Below are 15,961 nucleotides of genomic sequence, written 5' to 3'. Positions count from 1 at the left end.
GATGGGTTGACGGGCAGCCTGTGGCTGCAAGTATGATGGCCCAAATTGATACGGCCCCACTCAAACTGGGGCCGTATCATCATTCGCTGACTAGTATGGAGATAACCCCGATGGATAAGCCTTTGGATGGGGGATTGGCGGCCTTGAACGTACCTGCCTACGTCAAGCACCGTGGCCTGATCGACTGGGTGGCGAGCTTCGTCGCGCATGCCAAGCCCGAACGCGTCGTCTGGTGCGACGGCTCCCAGGAGGAGTACGACCGGCTCTGTGAGCAGATGGTGCAATCGGGAACCCTGCGCAGGCTGAACCCCGCCAAGCGGCCCAATTCCTATCTGGCCTGGTCCGATCCGTCCGACGTGGCGCGGGTCGAGGACCGCACGTTCATCTGTTCCGACCGTCCCGAGGACGCCGGCCCGACCAACAACTGGGCCGATCCGGCCGAGATGCGCGCCACGCTCAACGGCCTGTTCGAAGGCGCCATGCGCGGGCGCACGCTGTACGTGGTGCCGTTCTCGATGGGCCCGCTGGGTTCCGACATCGCCCACATCGGCGTGGAGCTCTCCGACAGCCCCTACGTGGCGGTGAACATGCGCATCATGACGCGCATGGGCAAGCAGGTCTACGAGGTGCTGGGCACCGACGGCGAGTTCGTGCCCTGCGTGCACTCGGTCGGCAAGCCGCTGGCGCCCGGCGAGGCCGACGTGGCCTGGCCGTGCAACCCCACCAAGTACATCGTCCACTTCCCGCAGACCCGCGAGATCTGGAGCTACGGCTCGGGCTACGGCGGCAACGCGCTGCTGGGCAAGAAATGCTTCGCGCTGCGCATCGCCTCGACCATGGGCCGCGACCAGGGCTGGCTGGCCGAGCACATGCTGATCCTGGGCGTGACCTCGCCCAAGGGCCGCAAGTACCACGTGGCCGCGGCCTTTCCGTCGGCCTGCGGCAAGACCAACTTCGCCATGCTGATCCCGCCCCAGGGCATGGACGGCTGGAAGGTCACCACCATCGGCGACGACATCGCCTGGATCAAGCCCGGCCCCGACGGCCGCCTGCACGCCATCAACCCGGAAGCCGGCTATTTCGGCGTGGCCCCGGGCACCAGCGAGCAGACCAACTTCAACGCCATGGCCACGCTCAAGGCCAACGTCATCTTCACCAACGTGGCGCTGACCGACGACGGCGACGTCTGGTGGGAAGGCATGACCGACACCCCGCCCGAGCACCTGACCGACTGGCAGGGCCAGGACTGGACGCCGGCCATCGCGCGCGAAACCGGCCGCAAGGCCGCGCACCCGAACGCGCGCTTCACCGCGCCGGCGGCGCAATGCCCGTCCATCGACCCCGAATGGGAAAACCCCAAGGGCGTGGTCATCGACGCCTTCATCTTCGGCGGACGCCGCTCCACCACCGTGCCGCTGGTCACCGAGGCCCGCAACTGGGTCGAAGGCGTCTACATGGCCGCCACCATGGGGTCGGAAACCACCGCCGCGGCCGCCGGCCAGCAGGGCGTGGTGCGCCGCGATCCCTTCGCCATGCTGCCGTTCTGCGGCTACAACATGAGCGACTACTTCAACCACTGGCTGAAGCTGGGCAAGCAGCTCGAAGCCGCCGGCGCCACGCTGCCGCGCATCTATTGCGTCAACTGGTTCCGCAAGGGGCCCGACGGCAAGTTCGTGTGGCCGGGCTTCGGCGACAACATGCGTGTGCTGCGCTGGATGCTGGGCCGCATCGACGGCCAGTCCAAGGGCGTGGAGCAGGTGTTCGGCATTTCGCCCAGCTACCAGGACATCGACTGGACCGGCCTGGAATTCAGCCCGGACAAGTTCGAGCAGGTGATGTCGGTGGACGCCGCCGCCTGGCGCGACGAGCTGGCGCTGCACGACCAGCTGTTCAAGCAGCTGGAGCAGGGCCTGCCCGCCGATCTGCCGGCCGCCAAGGCCCGGATCGAAGGCCGCCTGGCGGCCTGACGGCCCCATGAGGCTCGACGCCGAGGACCTGGCCAAGATCAGTGCGCTGACCCTGGCGCACTACCAGGAGAACGCCGAATCGTTCGAGGCCGGCACGCGCGACCACGATGTCAGCCAGAACATCGCCGCGCTGCTGCGCCACATCGAGGGCGCGCCGCCGTGCGACATCCTGGACTTCGGCTGCGGTCCCGGCCGCGACCTCAAGACGTTCACGGCGCTGGGCCACCGCGCGGTGGGCCTGGACGGCACGCCGCGCTTCGTCGAGATGGCGAGCCAGGCCAGCGGCTGCGAAGTCTGGCTGCAGGACTTTCTCAAGCTGTCCTTGCCCGCCGGCCGCTTCGACGGCATCTACGCCAATGCGGCGCTGTTCCACGTGCCCGGCCAGGAACTGCCCCGGGTGCTGCGCGAACTGCGCGCCGCGCTCAAGCCGCGCGGGGCGCTGTTCAGCTCCAATCCGCGCGGCGGCAACCAGGAAGGCTGGAACCGCGGGCGCTACGGCGCCTACCACGACCTGGACGGCTGGCGGGGGTTGATGAAAGAGGCCGGATTCGAGGAACTCGAACATTACTATCGGCCGCAGGGTTTGCCGCGAGATCAGCAGCCGTGGCTGGCCAGTGTGTGGCGGCGGGTTTAGGGTGATGGGTTTCGCGCGTTCGGCGTTCGTGTTCTTGGTCAGGGTCTCTCGCGCCGCACCCATCCTACGGCCGTGAAATCGCATCGTAGGATGGGTGCAGCGCGAGAATCCACGGGCAAGAACCCAATCATCGAACGCGCGAAACCCATCAGGCGGCGCAAGCCGCCATTCATCCCCACACCCCCTCAAGCAAGCACCACCCAATCCCCCCCCGGCAGCGGCGCCACCTCGCAATCCACCTGCGCGCCCGCGCGCTCCAGCACCGCGAAATCCCCATCCGCCAGCGCCATCAACGGGTGATGCCAGACGCCGCGGCGCAGGGTTACGCCGGCGCCGGGCGCGGCCAGAAAGGCGCGCAAGGTGGCCGGGTCGGGCGCGTCCGCGCCCAGCGCCACCAGCACCACATAGGGCGCGGCGGCCAGGGGCAGGAAGGTCTGGCTGCCCAGGCGGTGGCGTTCCAGTTCGCGCGCGGCGAAGGGCAGGGCGATGGCGCGCGCGCGGAACACCGACAGCGACGGCCGGCCGCCGTCGCCCAGGATGTCGGGCTCGTCCATCTCCACCCGCAGCGAGGTGCCGGCATTGATGCTGCGGCCGCCGCGCCCCGCGCTGCTGACGACTTCGCCATAGGGCGCGAAGGCCTCGGCCGTGAGGGGCTGCGCCGTCAAGGTCCGTGTATCCATCAGAAATTGATCCCCAGCCATTCGCGCACCTGCTCGTGCAGGTCGCCGGCGAAATCCTCGGGCGAGCCGGAGGCGGTGATCTCGCCCAGGCTCAGCACGTAGATGTGATTGGACATGGCCACCACGCGGCGCACGTTGTGGTCCACCAGCAGAATCCCCATGCCCGCGTCGGCGAAGGCGCGGATCCACTGGAACACCTCGGCGGCCACGCGCGGGGCCAGGCCGATGCTGGGCTCGTCGATCAGGCAGACCTGCGGCTGCACCATGTAGGCCTTGGCGAATTCCAGCGATTTCTGCTGCCCGCCCGACAGGTTGCCGGCTTGGTCCTTGAGCTTTTCCTTCAGCACCGGAAAGCGCTCCAGCGTGTCGGCGTAGCGCGCCTCCAGCACGTCGCCGTAGCGCTTGCGACGGCCTTCCAGCGGCAGGCGCAGGTTCTCCTCCACCGTGAGGTAGGGAAACAGGCTGGATTCCTGCGGGATGTACCAGAGCCCGTCGTCGATCATGCGGTGCGGCGCCTGCCCGGAAATATCGCGGCCGGCGCGCGTGACGCGGCCGGACTTGGGCGGCAGAAAGCCGCAGATGGCCTTCATGAGCGTGGACTTGCCGGCGCCGTTCAGCCCGATCAGGCCGCTGATGCGGCCGGCCTGCACCGTCAGCGAAACGCCGCGCAGCACGTCGATGTCGCCGAGGTAGCCGGCGGTCACGTTCTCCATCGCCAGCAGCGTGTCAGCCATGATCGCGCTCCTCGTGTTGTGCTTCGCCGAGGTAGGCCTCGATCACGGCCGGCTCGCGCAGCACCTGCTGGGTCGGGCCGTCGGCCAGCACGCGGCCGGCGTTCATGCAGACCGAGCGCGGGCACAGGTCCACCACCACCGGCATATCGTGGCTGACCAGGATGAAGGTCTGGCCGTCCTGGTTGCGGCAACGGATGAACGCCGACATGGTTTCCTTCATGACGGGATGCACCGCGGCGAAGGGCTCGTCGAGCAGCGCCACGCGCGGCGGCACCATGAAGCACGCGCCGAACTCCAGCAGCTTTTTCTGGCCGCCCGACAGCTGCCCGGCGTCCAGGTGCATGACGTGGCCGAGTTTCAGCTCCTCCAGCAGTTCCAGCGCGCGCCGGCTGGCGCCGGCCTCGTCCAGGCCCAGCGCCAGCCCGCACACCACCAGGTTGTCGTAGGCGCTCACGCGGTTGAAGACCCGCGTCATCTGGAACATGCGCAGCACGCCCAGCCGGGTCAGGCGGGTCGGCCCCAGGCCCAGCACGCTGCGCCCGTCCAGCCGGACATCGCCGGCGTCGGCCTCCAGGTGGCCCGACAGCACGTTCAGCAAGGTGGTCTTGCCCGAGCCGTTGGGGCCGATCAGCCCCAGCAGTTCGCCGTCGGCCACGTCCATGCCCGCGCCGTTGACGGCGAGCAGGCCGCCGAAGCGCTTGCGTATTCCGGATATCTGCAACAGCGGCATCAGGCCCCCTTGGCGTTGGCGCAACGGCGCAGCGCGGCCCGGCGCGCCAGGCCCCACAGTCCTTCGCGGAAGAAGCGCGCGAACACGATGACCAGCAGCGCGAACACGATCATCTGGATATTGCCGGCGTCGCGCAGCAGTTCGGAGGCGACGTACACCAGCACCGCGCCCAGCAGCGGGCCGACCAGCGTGCCCATGCCGCCTATCACCACCATGGCGATGACGATGCCGGTCTGCGCCACGATGCCCAGCTCCGGGCTGACCAGCTGCGCGAACGTGCCGTACAGGCCGCCGGCGAAGCCGCAGATCGCGCAGCTCACCAGAAAGGCCAGGGTCTTGTAGCGCACCACGTCTATGCCCCGGCTGGCCGCGCCGATCTCGTCGTCGCGGATCGCCTGCAGGAAACGGCCCGGACGCGCCCGCAGCAGCAGGAACACCAGCAGCGTGACCGCCGCCAGCACGCCCAGGAACAGGTAATAGTTGCCGAGCCGGCTTTGGATCAGCGCCGGCACGTTCAGCCCCTGGTCGCCGCGGGTGAAGTCGATGGAGTTGTAGATCACCAGGCGCGCGATCTCGGCGAACGACAGCGTGGTCAGCGCCAGGTAGGGGCCCGACAGCCGCAGCACGATGCGGCCCAGCACCAGCCCGACCAGCCCCGGCACCACCGCCGACAGCGGCAGCCCCAGCCACAGCGGCGCCTGCCAGTGGTAGGCCAGCAGGCCGGTGGTGTAGCCGCCCAGCATGGCGAAGGCCGCCGGCGCCAGCGAGAACTGGCCGGTGTAGCCGGCCAGCAGGTTCCAGCCCGTGGCCAGCATGGCGAAATACATGCTGACGATGAGCACGCCCAGCCAGTACGGCGAGGACACGCCCAGCGGCAGCAGCGCCAGCACCGCCAGGAACACCAGCGACAGGCGTATTTCCTGGCTGAGCTTGTTGCGCAGCAGATTGGGATGAGCCAGCGGTTCCATGTTCAGACCTCCCGCGCGCGTTCGCCGAACAGGCCGCGCGGCCGGAACAGCAGGATCAGGATCAGCAGCGCCAGCCCGAAGGTGTCGCGGTAGTCGTAGGACAGATAGACCGCGCCGAAGCTCTCCAGCACGCCCAGGGCCAGCGCCGCCAGGATGCTGCCGGGAATCGAGCCCATGCCGCCGATCACCACGATGACGTAGGACTTGATGGCGGGGAACGCGCCCACGTCCGGCGCCGGATTGATGACCGGCGCCAGCAGCGCCCCGGCCAGCGCGGCGAGCACGCCCGAGGCCATGAAGATGATGCTGCTGGCGCGCGCGGTGTCGATGCCGGCGATGGAGGCGCCCAGCCGGTTCTGCGCCACCGCCTGGACCTGCCGGCCCCACAGCGAGCGCTTGATGAACAGCGCCAGCCCGACCAGCAGCACGATGGAAAGCCCGGCCGTGATCAGCTTCTGGCCGCTCATCATGAAGGGGCCGACGGCCATGCGCGTCACGTCCGACAGCGCCGGCCCGCGCATGGGGTAGGGGCCCACGACTTTGTCCACCAGATTGATCAGCAGCAGCGACAGGCCGAAGGTGACCACCACCGCGTACTCGTCCTTCATCAGGCCCCAGGAGCCGTAGCCGGCGTAGAGCGGGCGCATCAGCCAGCGTTCGGTGGCCCAGCCCAGCAGCGCGCCGGCGGCCGCGGCCACCGGCAGCGCCAGCCAGGGCGGCACGCCCAGCGCCAGCGACACCAGGGTATAGGTATAGGCGCCGATCATGTAGAACTCGCCGTGGGCGAAGTTCACGACCTTCAGGATGCCGAAGATCATGGTCAGGCCGACCGCCATCAGCGCGTAGTACAGGCCGATGATCAGGCCGTTGACGAACAGGTCCAGTGCCAGCACTCGATGCTCCCCGGCGCCGGGGAATTTTCCGGCGCGCATAGCGGTTCAGGAGTGGAGGCGTAAAACGCCTCCACGGGGGGCAGTCATTTTTCCGGTTTGACGGCCTTGTCGATCTGCAGCGGTTGGCCCGAAGCCTGGATCAGCGTGGTCTTGCTCAGCGGCTGTCCGACCTCGGTCAGCTGATAGGTGACGTACGGGATGTCGACCCATTGCTGGAAGCTGTAGCCGGGCTGCTGCGAAAAGCCGAACTTGCCGCGCACGCCTTCGAACTGCATGCCTTGCAGGGTCTTGATGATGGCGGCGCTGTCGGTGGACTTGGCCTCTTCGATGGCGCGGGCGATCAGCAGCACCGAGTCCGCGGCCTGGAAGATCAGGCGGTTGGGTTCGGTCTTGGCCTGCTTCTGGTAGGCGGCGCCCACGTCCAGGCCGAGCTGCGGCATGGGCATCTGCGGGTGGTACAGGCCGAAGGCCAGCATGTACTTGCCGGCTTCCTTCACGTTGTTCCAGAAGTCGGGGTAGTCGGCGATGCCGGCGCCGTCGTAGAACCAGGTGTGGGCGCTGGGCGCCACGCCCTGTTCGTACAGCTGGTTCATGAGGATGTAGGCGGCCGGCGGCAGCATGATGTTGACCACCAGTTCCGGCGGGCTGGCGCGCAGCGGCAGCACCGCGGGCGTGAAGTCCTTGCCGGCGCGGTCCAGCGCCACGTACTTGTATTGCGTCTGGGGCGCGGCCTTCTTGAGGAATTCGCCCAGCAGCTTGGCCTGGCCGATGCCGTAGTCGGTGTTCTCGGCGAAGGCGACCACGCTCTTGACCTTGAGCGCGGCGATGGTGTCGGCCATGGCGCTGGAGACGCGTGTGTTGTAGTTGGCCGGGTTGAATACCTCGGGGTAGCCCTTGGCGCGCACGTCGTCGGACCAGCAGTTGGTATTGACGTAGGGCACCTTGTAGCGGTGGGCCACTTCGATTTCCGCCAGGCAGACCGAGCTCTGGTGGCCGCCGGTCACGGCCACGACCTTGTCGCGGGAGATGAGTTTCTCGGCCGCGGCGCGGCCTTTTTCAGGGATGCCCTGGTTGTCTTCGTAGACGATCTTCAGCGGCCGGCCCAGCACGCCGCCCTTGTCGTTGATCATCTTGGTGATGATCTCGACGCCGTCCTTGACCTGGGTGCCTTGCACCACCGAGCCGGGCGGGGATTGCGCGATGCTGACGCCGATGACGATGGGGTCGGCGGCGAGGGCGGAGGAGGAGGCAAGTACGACCGCGGATACGGCTGCGGCGAAGCGAAGCAGTTTCATCGTGGTTTCCTTAGGCGAAGGCGCTGCGGCGGTGCCGGCGTGCGCGCGAAACGCACGGGATCGGCGGTCGGGAACGTCGTTTGTTTTTTAATCCTGTCGGACTGGTCTGACCAGTTAGTGTTTACCAGCATGCGCGGCCGCCCGGCCGCGCCGCGTTCAGGCAGCCAGCAGCGCCTCCACCCGCGCCGCGGCATTGAGCACGCGCCAGTCGGCGCCGCGCGCGCCCGCGATCTGCAAGCCGATGGGCAGGCCGTTGGCGCCGCTGCCGCAAGGCAGCGTCAGCGCGGGCATGCCGGTCAGGTTGAAGGGCATGGTCAGGCCGGTGACGGCGGTGTGCAGCGGCACCTCCTGGCCGCCGATCTCGACCGCGCCGCCGCCCGAGCGCGGCGGCTCGATGCGCAGGGTGGGCGTGACCAGCACGTCCACCGCCTGCATCGCCTGCTCGAACCTATGCGCCAGCACGGCGCGGCCGCGCTGCGCCCGGGCGTACCAGGTGGCGGGAAAGAACTGGCCGATCTCCAGCCGTACGCGCACGTCGGCGCCCAGGGTCTCGGGCTGGTCGACCAGGCGGCGCCAATGGATGTCGGTGGCCTCGCTGCACAGCGTGGCGAACTGCAGCGCGGCGCTGTGTTCGACGCCGGGCAGGTCGATCGGCACCAGCACCGCGCCGTCGGCCTGCATGCGGGCCAGCGCCTGGTCCACGGCGTGGGCCACGTCCTCGGCCAGCGGCGCGTAGAAGTAATTGCGCGGCACGCCCACGCGCAGCCCGCGCAGCGCGCCGACGCTGACGGTGCGTTCGGCCTGGCCGGCCATGATGGAGTAGGCCAGCGCGGCGTCGGCCACGCTGGCGGCGATCGGGCCGATGTGGTCCAGGCTGGCGCCCAGCGCCTGCGCGCCGTCGCGCGAAATCGCGTCGAAAGTGGGCTTGAATCCGACCACGCCGCAGCACGCGGCCGGGATGCGGATCGAGCCGGCGGTGTCGGTGCCGATGGCCAGGCGCACGATGCCGGCGGCCACCGCCGCGGCCGAGCCGCCGCTGGAGCCGCCCGCCGTGTAGCCGGCCGCCCGCGGGTTGCCGACCCAGCCGTAATGCGGATTCTCGCTGGTGATGCCGTAGGCCAGTTCGTGCAGGTTGGTGGTGCCCACCACCAGCGCGCCGGCCTCGCGCAGCCGCGCCACGGCCAGCGCGTCGCGCAGCGCGGGCGGAGGCTTGAGCCCGCCGCTGCCGTTGGTCTGCGAGAAGCCGGCCACCTGCATCAGGTCCTTGACCGCGAAGGGCACGCCCATCAGCGGCATGGCGGCGCCTTCCCGCAGCTTGCGCGCCGCGGCGGCGGCCGCGCCATCCAGCGCCGGCGTGTCCGACAGCGTGATGAAGGCGTTCAGGCCGGCCTGCTGGCGGGCCGCGGCCAGCGCGGCCTTGGCCGGTTCGGCCGCGCGCTCGGGCGCGTCGCGCGCTTCGCGTGCAATGGCCGCGATGCCGGGCGCATGGCGCGAGACGGCGATGCCGCGGCCGGCCTGGGCCGCCGGCAGCTTGTCGCCGGGCGCGGCCGGCGGCGGCGCCAGATAGCCCAGCTCGGTCTCCGGGGCCAGCGCGTCCAGCGCCTCCAGTTCCGGCAGGTTGACGCGCAGGCGGTCGAGCCAGGCCTGGCGCCGTTCGCCATAAGGGTAGTCGCCCAGCCGCGCCAGGGCGTCGACGGCGCGCGAGAATCTTTCGTACAGATCGGTCATGTCGTGCTTGTCCTTACCGGTCAGACCAGTTGGGTGTCATAATGCCGAGGCAGGTATGGGCTGTCAACGACGCTACGCGCCGGCCTGCGCACCGAGGGACGCCGCGATGAATACCGTTGAACACATAGCCCAGCAGCTGCAGGCCCGCATCCGCGCCGGCGAATGGGCGGCGGCCGGCAAGCTGCCGGGCCAGCGCCAGCTGGCCGAGTCGCTGGCCGTGAGCCGCGCCTCGCTGCGCGAGGCCATCACCATGCTGGAAGGCCTGGGCCTGCTGCGCAGCGAAGCCGGCCGCGGCGTCTTCATCGCCCGGCCCGGCGAAAAAGGCCTGGGCAGCGCCTACGGGCGCTGGCGCTTCCAGGGGCGCTACGCGCTGCGCGACGTCTACCTGGTGCGCAACCAGCTCGAAGAACTGGCCGCGGGGCTGGCCGCCAGCGTGGTCACCCAGGCCGGGCTGGGCCGCCTGCACGCCACCATCGCGCAGATGGAGCAGGCCGCCGACGCCGGCGACCTGGTCACGATGTCCGAGGGCGACCATGCCTTCCATGCCTGCCTGTTCGAGATCGCCGGCAGCCCCATGCTGCTGGACCTGGCCGAAAGCATCGCCGACGTGGTCGACGGCAGCCGCCAGGTCGCCTTCGCCGACCCGGCCCGCGTGCGCGAGCCGATACGCGAACACGCCGAGATCATCCAGGCGCTGGCCACCGGCTCGCCCGAGGCCGCGCGCCGCGCGATGCGGGCCCATATCTGCAACGTGGCCGACCGCGCCGGGCTGTCGCTGACGATCCCCGGCGCTTGAACCCCTTGATACGCAGTCGATATCAGCAGGCAAATTCTTAATATTGGACACGAAGCGCGCCGGCCCTCTAGAGTCAGGTCAGAACTAGACCAGACCAGGAGACACAGGTGCGAACCTACAGAAGACAATTGATGGCGGCCGCCATCGGCGGCTGCCTGCTGGCCGCGCTGCCCGCGGCGCACGCCGAGACCTTTCCTTCCCGTCCGCTGAAATTCGTGGTGCCGTTCGGTCCCGGCAGCGGAACCGACACCTCGGCGCGCTATTTCGCGCGCCAGCTGCAGGAGTTGACCGGCCAGCCCGTGGTGGTCGAGAACCGCCCCGGGGCCAACGGCTTCATCGCGGTCAAGAACGTGCTGGCCGCGCCGGCCGACGGCTACACCATCTTCATCGGCAGCAATTCCACGCTGGCCGTGAACGCCGCGCTGTTCAAGCAGCTGCCCTACGACCCGGTGGCCGACTTCTCGCCGCTGACCATGATGATGCGCTCGCCGGCCATGCTGGCCGTCAAGCCGCAGGCGACGTACGCCGACCTGAAAGGCTTGATCGCCTACGCCAAGGCCAATACGGGCAAGGTGAACTTCGGCGCCGGCTCGGCCGGCTACCAGTTGATGGGCGAGCTGCTCAACGACAGCGCCGGCATCCAGGCCGTGCACGTGCCGTTCAAGGGCGCGGCCGACGCCATCACCGCCGTGGCCTCGGGCACGGTGGACTACACCTTCGCCGAAGTGACGGCGGTGCAGGAGCTGGCCAAGGACGGACGGGTCAAGGCCGTCGCCGTCGCGTCGGACAAGCGCGTGTCGACCTCGCCCGACGTGCCGACCGCAAGCGAAGCGGGGCTGCCGGGCTTCGAGGCCTACACCTGGGTGGGCGCGATGGTCAGCGCCAAGACGCCGCCCGGGCAGACCGCCAGGCTGGCGGAGCTGTTCACCCAAATCTCGAAAATGGACGAGACCCGGCGCTTCTACGAACGCCTGGGCGCCACGCCCATGACGGGCGGTCCGCAGCAGATGCGCACCTTCCAGGAAAACGAGATCGCGCTGTGGAAGCGCATCGTCGTCAAGGCGAAGGTGCCGCAGCAGTAAGCGCCCCGGCCACGCCCGCGGGCGTGGCCGCCGGCTTCAACGCTGGCCGTCGTGCACCTTGACGGCTTCTTTGGTCAGCCCGCCCAGCCGCGAATGCACGCGCCCGCCCGTGCCCATGACCAGCGCGAACAGGATCTCGTTGGCGCGCGGCGCGTCCTGGATGCCGATTTCGATGCTGTTGAAATGGCTGCGCACGTAAGAGGCGTGGATGTAGTGCACCGGCACCATCATGCGGTAGCCGGCCACGGCTACGGCCTTGACCGCCGGGACCATGGCCTTGGGCTCGCCCAGCACGCTGCGCATGGCCCAGCCGCCGGCTTCGTGCCAGACCGCGCCGTGTTCCATTTCGCCATCCAGGCCCACGATGGCGGCCTTGCTGTAGACCTCGATCCTGTCCTTGCCGCCCAGCGTCTCCACCAGTTCGGTCGCCAGCAGCGTGCCCAGGCTGCGCAGCTCGGCCATGAAGGGCATGAGGTCCGGCTCGTAGCGGCCGGCGTAGGGATTGCGGATGACGGCGCAGGACGCGGCGAGCTTGAGCGGCTGCGCGGGCGGCGGGCCGTTTTCATGGAGCGTGGTCTCGACGATGAGGCAGCGTTTGCGGATATCGATCAGCGACATGGAAGTGTTCCTGGAAAAGTCGAAAGACGGGGTCATTGCGGCGGAATGCCGGTTTCCTTGACGATGGCGGCCCATTTGCCGATTTCGGCGCGCACGAAGCCGCCGAACTCGGCGGGGCTTTGCCGCTTGACGGTCAGGCCCTGGCGCGCGTAGGTCTGCTTCAGTTCCTCGTTGGCCAGCGCCTGGCCCAGCGATTGCGACAGGCGGTCGAGCACCGGCGCGGGCAGGCCGGCCGGACCCATGAGGCCGAACCACACCGTCAGGTCGAAGCCGGGCGCGCCGGTTTCGTTCAGCGTGGGGATGTCCGGCGCCAGCGCGAAGCGCTCGGGCGTGCTGACGCCGTAGGGCTTGACCTTGCCGGCGCGCGCCTGCTGCAGGCCGTTGGCCAGGTCGGTGAAGGTCAGGTCCACGGTGCCGCCGATGACGTCGGTAAGCGCCTGGGGGCCGCCGCGGTACGGCACCGGCGTGACGTCGATGTTGCCCATGGCCGCCAGCTTGGCGCCGAACACCTGCGCGCTGCCCGAGCCATAGGCATAGGTCAGCTTGCCCGGATGCCGGGCGCCGTAGGCGTACAGGTCGGACACCTTGGTGCCCGGCATGCGCGGCGAACCCACCAGCAGGTAAGGGGTCTCGGCCACCGCGCCGATGGGAGCCAGGTCGGCGGCGGGATCGTAGGGCAGGTCCTTGAACAGGCTCACGCCGCTGGCCGCGGTGGAGACGCCCACCACGACCAGGGTGTAGCCGTCGGGCTTGGCCTTGGCCACGTCGTGCGTGCCGATGATGCCGTTGGCGCCGGGCTTGTTCTCCACCACCACCGGCTGGCCGAGGTCGTCGGCCATGGCCTTGCCCAGGCTGCGGGCCACCACGTCGGTGATGCTGCCGGGCGGAAAGGGCACGACCATGCGGATGGGGCGGTCGGGATAGGCGGCGTGCGCGGCGGCGGCCAGCAGGGCCGCGCCCAGGCCGAGCGCCAGCCCGAGCGCGGCGGCGGATGGTTTCATGTCTGTCTCCTGTGGATGTCGTTATGGTTTGGGCCGGCGCGTTCAGTCCGGCGCGCAAGCGTTCAGGCGTTCCAGGTAACGATGGATCTCGGTGTTGTCCACGCCGGCCGGCATGGCCTCCAGGGCGCGCTGCCACAGCGCCGTGCACAGCGACAGCTGCGAGGCGGAAACGCCGGCCAGCGCCTGCAGCGAGTCGGCGGTGCGCAGGTCCTTGGCCATCAGCGCCAGCGCGAAGCCGCCGTTGTACGTGCCCGGCACGATGAACTGGCGCAGCTTGGTCTCGGTGGCCACGTTGCGGCCGCTGGAGGCGTTGAGCACTTCGGTGAACACGTCCAGGTCCAGGTCCATGCGGCGCGCGATCGTCAGCGCCTCGCTGGCCGCCAGCAGGCCGGCCGCGTAGACGTAGTTGTTGAGCGCCTTCATGGCGTGGGCCGAGCCCACCTTGCCGGTGTGGATGAGCGAGGCGCCCATGCGCGCGAGCACCGGCCGCACGCGCTCCAGGCCATCGGCGTCGGCGCCTATCATGATGGCCAGCGTGCCGTTGGCGGCCTTGGCCACCGCGCCCGACACCGGCGCGTCGATCAGCGTCACGCCGGCCTCGCGCAGCAGCGGCGCCAGCCGCAGCGTCTCGGCGGGGTTGGACGAACCCATGTCCAGCAGCACCGAACCGGCGCGCATCACGCCGGCCAATCCGTGCTCGCCCTCGATGACGGCGTTGGTCACGGCGCTGTCCGGCAGCATGGTGATGACCACGTCGCAGCCGGCCAGCGCCCGCAGGTCGGCGGCCGGCCGCAGCGTCCTGTTCCAGGCCGGATGCTGCGCCAGGCGTTCCAGCCGCGCGGGGTCGCGGTCATGGGCCAGGATCTCGAAGTTCTCTTCGCCGCGCGCCAGGTTTTCCAGCATGGGCAGGCCCATCATGCCCAGGCCGACGAATCCTATCTTGAGTGTCATGCATTCCCTTTATCGAACCGGCCTGGAAAGTGCCCCAGGCGCTTCCTGGAATGCTAATGAACGCCCGCATTTCCCGGTTATGCTAAGTTCGGCAGGGGATATAACAAACGATTATCGGATCATGCGTTTCAAGCTCAGGCAGATGGAAGTGTTCCGCGCGGTCATGCTGACCGGCTCCATGAACGGGGCGGCCAGGCTGCTGTTCGTGTCGCAGCCGGCCGTCAGCCGCCTCATCGCCCATACCGAACTGAGCCTGGGGCTGCAATTGTTCGAGCGCGACAAGGGCAAACTCACGCCCACCCCCGAGGCCCACCGCCTGTTCCAGGAAGTGGGGCCGCTATTCGAGGAAGCGCTGCGCGTCGACGAGCTGGCGCGCGACCTGGCCGAGCGCCCGCAGGGCGCATTGACGCTGTGCTCCAGCCCCAGCCTGGCGCTGAACTTCGTGCCGCCTGTGATCGCGCAATACCTGGAGCTGTATCCCGGCGTCAGGCTCAAGTTCCACACCACGCTGCTGGCGGACATGGCGCACGAACTGCTGGGGCGCAAGGCCGAGCTGGCGGTGTCGGTGCTGCCCATCGACCATCCCAACCTGGTGGTCGAGCCCCTGGCCACCGGCGAAATGGTCTGCATCCTGCCGCAAGGCCATCCGCTGGCTTCGCAGCCAGCGGTGGGCCTGGCGGAGCTGGCGCGATACCGGCTGATCCTCTACAGCCGCAACATCCCCTTCGGGCAACTGGTGGCGGCCGCGTTCCAGCGCGCCAACGTCAGCTGGAGCGCGGCGGTGGACATCGTGCGCGCGGAACTGGCCTGCGCCCTGGTGCGGGCCGGCGCGGGCGTGGCGATCGTGGACCAGTTCTCGGTCGGCGAGCAGGGCTGGCCGGGCGTGGTGACGCGGCCGCTGCGCGAATCGATTCCGCTGTCGCTGAGCCTGGTGCGCTCGCGCTTCGAGCGTCCCAGCCGGCACGTGCAGCGGTTCGTGCGCCTGATCAAGGAACACGCGCGCGCCTCGCTCTAGCGTCCTGCCGCGCGCAGGCGATGGCGGGCCGGTTCATCGTCCCGGTTCCTGCGCCTCCAGTTCATGCAGGATCTTGCGCTTCAAGGCCAGCAGCGCCGGGCCGTGCCGCCGTTCGACCCAGGCCTGGGTTTCGTCGGTGATCAGGCTGAGGTTCAAGGCCAGCGTCGCGCCCGCCGGCAGCGCCAGCGGCGTGGACATGGCGACGACGCCCGGCTGCCACGAGGCCAGGCAATAGCCGGCGCTGGCGACCTTAGCGATGGCTTTCCCGATGTCGGCGATGACCGGTTTCCAGGACGCGCTGCGATAGCCGCGCATGATGCCGGCGAGCAAGGCGTCGCGGGCGGCCTCGTCCAGGGTGGCCAGATAGGCCCGTCCCAGCGAAGTCAGCTCGATGGGCACGCGCTGGCCGGCCACGATGGTGCGCAGCGACGCCTTGCGGTTGTAGCGGATGGATTCCAGGTAGACCATCTCGGCGCGGTCGGCGCTGGCCAGGCCGATGTTCACGCGCAGCTTGTTCGAGGCCTCGCGCATCAGCGGCGTGGCCGCCTTGAGCACCGGAGACGCCGCGCGCATCGCATGCCCCAGGCTGAGTACGGGGGCGGCCAGCCGGTAGGCGCGGGCGCGGCGGTCATGCGCCAGGAAGCCGCTGGTGACCAGCGTCTGCGTCAGCCGGCTGACCGTGGCGGCCGACAGTCCGGTGCGTTCGGCCAGCTCGCCGTTGCCCAGCAGATCGGTGCCGGGCTTGAACGCCCGCAGGATTTCCAGGCCGCGCTCCAGCGAGCGGTTCTGGCTGACGCCATCGAAGCGCCGGCGCGCCGCGGGCGAAGAATCGGGAAGGGGACGAGCGTTCATGCAATTCCACTCTATGG

The 15,961-nt window shown here is 69.2% G+C and carries 16 protein-coding genes; 5 read left to right on the top strand and 11 right to left on the bottom strand.

Annotated features, from left to right (window positions below):
* Positions 1–110 precede the first annotated feature (110 nt).
* Both C1I89_RS04380 and C1I89_RS04375 read left to right on the top strand, forming a co-directional pair.
* A complete protein-coding gene (locus tag C1I89_RS04380) occupies positions 111–1,967 on the top strand; it encodes a phosphoenolpyruvate carboxykinase (GTP) (protein WP_102771536.1) in 1,857 nt (618 codons plus the stop codon).
* A 7-nt stretch (positions 1,968–1,974) separates the two neighbouring features.
* Positions 1,975–2,601 carry a class I SAM-dependent methyltransferase gene (locus tag C1I89_RS04375; RefSeq protein WP_102771535.1) on the top strand — a complete coding sequence of 209 codons (627 nt, stop codon included), beginning with the start codon at positions 1,975–1,977 and terminating at the stop codon, positions 2,599–2,601.
* 185 nt (positions 2,602–2,786) lie between these two features.
* Here the strand turns inward: C1I89_RS04375 and C1I89_RS04370 are convergent, their stop codons facing one another.
* The 7 genes from C1I89_RS04370 to C1I89_RS04340 form a co-directional block, all read right to left on the bottom strand.
* Positions 2,787–3,281 carry an ureidoglycolate lyase gene (locus C1I89_RS04370; RefSeq protein WP_102771534.1) on the bottom strand — a complete coding sequence of 165 codons (495 nt, stop codon included), beginning with the start codon at positions 3,279–3,281 and terminating at the stop codon, positions 2,787–2,789.
* On the bottom strand, positions 3,281–4,015 hold the full coding sequence (locus tag C1I89_RS04365; protein WP_102771533.1) for an ABC transporter ATP-binding protein: 735 nt from the start codon (positions 4,013–4,015) through the stop codon (positions 3,281–3,283). The genes C1I89_RS04370 and C1I89_RS04365 overlap by 1 nt, the downstream gene beginning before the upstream one ends.
* Positions 4,008–4,745 (bottom strand): ABC transporter ATP-binding protein, encoded by a 738-nt coding sequence (locus C1I89_RS04360; protein ID WP_102771532.1) that lies wholly within the window; start codon positions 4,743–4,745, stop codon positions 4,008–4,010. Before C1I89_RS04360 ends, C1I89_RS04365 begins: the two co-directional genes overlap by 8 nt.
* Complete coding sequence (locus tag C1I89_RS04355) at positions 4,745–5,713, bottom strand: branched-chain amino acid ABC transporter permease (protein WP_102771531.1); 969 nt, start codon at positions 5,711–5,713, stop codon at positions 4,745–4,747. Before C1I89_RS04355 ends, C1I89_RS04360 begins: the two co-directional genes overlap by 1 nt.
* 2 nt (positions 5,714–5,715) lie before the next feature.
* Positions 5,716–6,606, bottom strand: a complete 891-nt coding sequence (locus C1I89_RS04350) for a branched-chain amino acid ABC transporter permease (protein ID WP_102771530.1) — start codon at positions 6,604–6,606, stop codon at positions 5,716–5,718.
* 83 nt (positions 6,607–6,689) lie between these two features.
* On the bottom strand, positions 6,690–7,901 hold the full coding sequence (locus tag C1I89_RS04345) for an ABC transporter substrate-binding protein (RefSeq protein ID WP_102771529.1): 1,212 nt from the start codon (positions 7,899–7,901) through the stop codon (positions 6,690–6,692).
* Between the two features lie 156 nt (positions 7,902–8,057).
* Positions 8,058–9,629: an amidase gene (locus tag C1I89_RS04340; RefSeq protein ID WP_102771528.1), complete on the bottom strand. Its 1,572-nt coding sequence runs from the start codon at positions 9,627–9,629 to the stop codon at positions 8,058–8,060.
* A gap of 106 nt (positions 9,630–9,735) precedes the next feature.
* Between C1I89_RS04340 and C1I89_RS04335 the strand changes: the two genes are divergently transcribed.
* Positions 9,736–10,425, top strand: coding sequence for a FadR/GntR family transcriptional regulator (locus tag C1I89_RS04335; RefSeq protein ID WP_102771527.1), 690 nt, complete (start codon positions 9,736–9,738; stop codon positions 10,423–10,425).
* A 131-nt stretch (positions 10,426–10,556) separates the two neighbouring features.
* The gene (locus tag C1I89_RS04330; protein ID WP_102771526.1) at positions 10,557–11,507 is read left to right on the top strand and encodes a Bug family tripartite tricarboxylate transporter substrate binding protein; all 951 of its coding nucleotides are present in this window, start codon (positions 10,557–10,559) and stop codon (positions 11,505–11,507) included.
* A 36-nt stretch (positions 11,508–11,543) separates the two neighbouring features.
* Here C1I89_RS04330 and C1I89_RS04325 read toward each other — a convergent pair whose 3' ends face one another.
* The 3 genes from C1I89_RS04325 to C1I89_RS04315 are packed head-to-tail and all read right to left on the bottom strand — an operon-like array spanning position 11,544 to position 14,077.
* Entirely contained in the window at positions 11,544–12,125 is a 582-nt protein-coding gene (locus C1I89_RS04325; RefSeq protein ID WP_102771525.1) for an amino acid synthesis family protein, read from the bottom strand.
* A gap of 32 nt (positions 12,126–12,157) precedes the next feature.
* Positions 12,158–13,126, bottom strand: a complete 969-nt coding sequence (locus C1I89_RS04320; RefSeq protein WP_246842398.1) for a Bug family tripartite tricarboxylate transporter substrate binding protein — start codon at positions 13,124–13,126, stop codon at positions 12,158–12,160.
* Positions 13,127–13,168: 42 nt separating this feature from the next.
* Positions 13,169–14,077 (bottom strand): NAD(P)-dependent oxidoreductase, encoded by a 909-nt coding sequence (locus C1I89_RS04315; protein ID WP_102771524.1) that lies wholly within the window; start codon positions 14,075–14,077, stop codon positions 13,169–13,171.
* A 121-nt stretch (positions 14,078–14,198) separates the two neighbouring features.
* Between C1I89_RS04315 and C1I89_RS04310 the strand changes: the two genes are divergently transcribed.
* Entirely contained in the window at positions 14,199–15,092 is an 894-nt protein-coding gene (locus tag C1I89_RS04310) for a LysR family transcriptional regulator (RefSeq protein WP_102771523.1), read from the top strand.
* A 33-nt stretch (positions 15,093–15,125) separates the two neighbouring features.
* Here C1I89_RS04310 and C1I89_RS04305 read toward each other — a convergent pair whose 3' ends face one another.
* The gene (locus C1I89_RS04305; RefSeq protein WP_102771522.1) at positions 15,126–15,944 is read right to left on the bottom strand and encodes an IclR family transcriptional regulator; all 819 of its coding nucleotides are present in this window, start codon (positions 15,942–15,944) and stop codon (positions 15,126–15,128) included.
* Between the last annotated feature and the right edge of the window lie 17 nt (positions 15,945–15,961).

The sequence above is a fragment of the Achromobacter pulmonis genome (assembly GCF_002885955.2).
In the GTDB taxonomy this organism is placed as follows: Bacteria; Pseudomonadota; Gammaproteobacteria; order Burkholderiales; family Burkholderiaceae_B; genus Achromobacter; species Achromobacter pulmonis_A.
Note: the sequence above shows the minus strand (reverse complement) of the source record. Positions and strands in the feature narration are given on the sequence as shown.

What these genes read in the sequence shown, in the direction of transcription:
- C1I89_RS04380 (WP_102771536.1), top strand. Translation starts at nt 111, where the DNA reads ATGGATAAGCCTTTGGATGGGGGATTGGCGGCCTTGAACGTACCTGCC.
- C1I89_RS04375 (WP_102771535.1), top strand. Translation starts at nt 1,975, where the DNA reads ATGAGGCTCGACGCCGAGGACCTGGCCAAGATCAGTGCGCTGACCCTG.
- C1I89_RS04370 (WP_102771534.1), bottom strand. Translation starts at nt 3,281, where the DNA reads ATGGATACACGGACCTTGACGGCGCAGCCCCTCACGGCCGAGGCCTTC.
- C1I89_RS04365 (WP_102771533.1), bottom strand. Translation starts at nt 4,015, where the DNA reads ATGGCTGACACGCTGCTGGCGATGGAGAACGTGACCGCCGGCTACCTC.
- C1I89_RS04360 (WP_102771532.1), bottom strand. Translation starts at nt 4,745, where the DNA reads ATGCCGCTGTTGCAGATATCCGGAATACGCAAGCGCTTCGGCGGCCTG.
- C1I89_RS04355 (WP_102771531.1), bottom strand. Translation starts at nt 5,713, where the DNA reads ATGGAACCGCTGGCTCATCCCAATCTGCTGCGCAACAAGCTCAGCCAG.
- C1I89_RS04345 (WP_102771529.1), bottom strand. Translation starts at nt 7,901, where the DNA reads ATGAAACTGCTTCGCTTCGCCGCAGCCGTATCCGCGGTCGTACTTGCC.
- C1I89_RS04340 (WP_102771528.1), bottom strand. Translation starts at nt 9,629, where the DNA reads ATGACCGATCTGTACGAAAGATTCTCGCGCGCCGTCGACGCCCTGGCG.
- C1I89_RS04335 (WP_102771527.1), top strand. Translation starts at nt 9,736, where the DNA reads ATGAATACCGTTGAACACATAGCCCAGCAGCTGCAGGCCCGCATCCGC.
- C1I89_RS04330 (WP_102771526.1), top strand. Translation starts at nt 10,557, where the DNA reads ATGGCGGCCGCCATCGGCGGCTGCCTGCTGGCCGCGCTGCCCGCGGCG.
- C1I89_RS04325 (WP_102771525.1), bottom strand. Translation starts at nt 12,125, where the DNA reads ATGTCGCTGATCGATATCCGCAAACGCTGCCTCATCGTCGAGACCACG.
- C1I89_RS04320 (WP_246842398.1), bottom strand. Translation starts at nt 13,126, where the DNA reads ATGAAACCATCCGCCGCCGCGCTCGGGCTGGCGCTCGGCCTGGGCGCG.
- C1I89_RS04315 (WP_102771524.1), bottom strand. Translation starts at nt 14,077, where the DNA reads ATGACACTCAAGATAGGATTCGTCGGCCTGGGCATGATGGGCCTGCCC.
- C1I89_RS04310 (WP_102771523.1), top strand. Translation starts at nt 14,199, where the DNA reads ATGCGTTTCAAGCTCAGGCAGATGGAAGTGTTCCGCGCGGTCATGCTG.
- C1I89_RS04305 (WP_102771522.1), bottom strand. Translation starts at nt 15,944, where the DNA reads ATGAACGCTCGTCCCCTTCCCGATTCTTCGCCCGCGGCGCGCCGGCGC.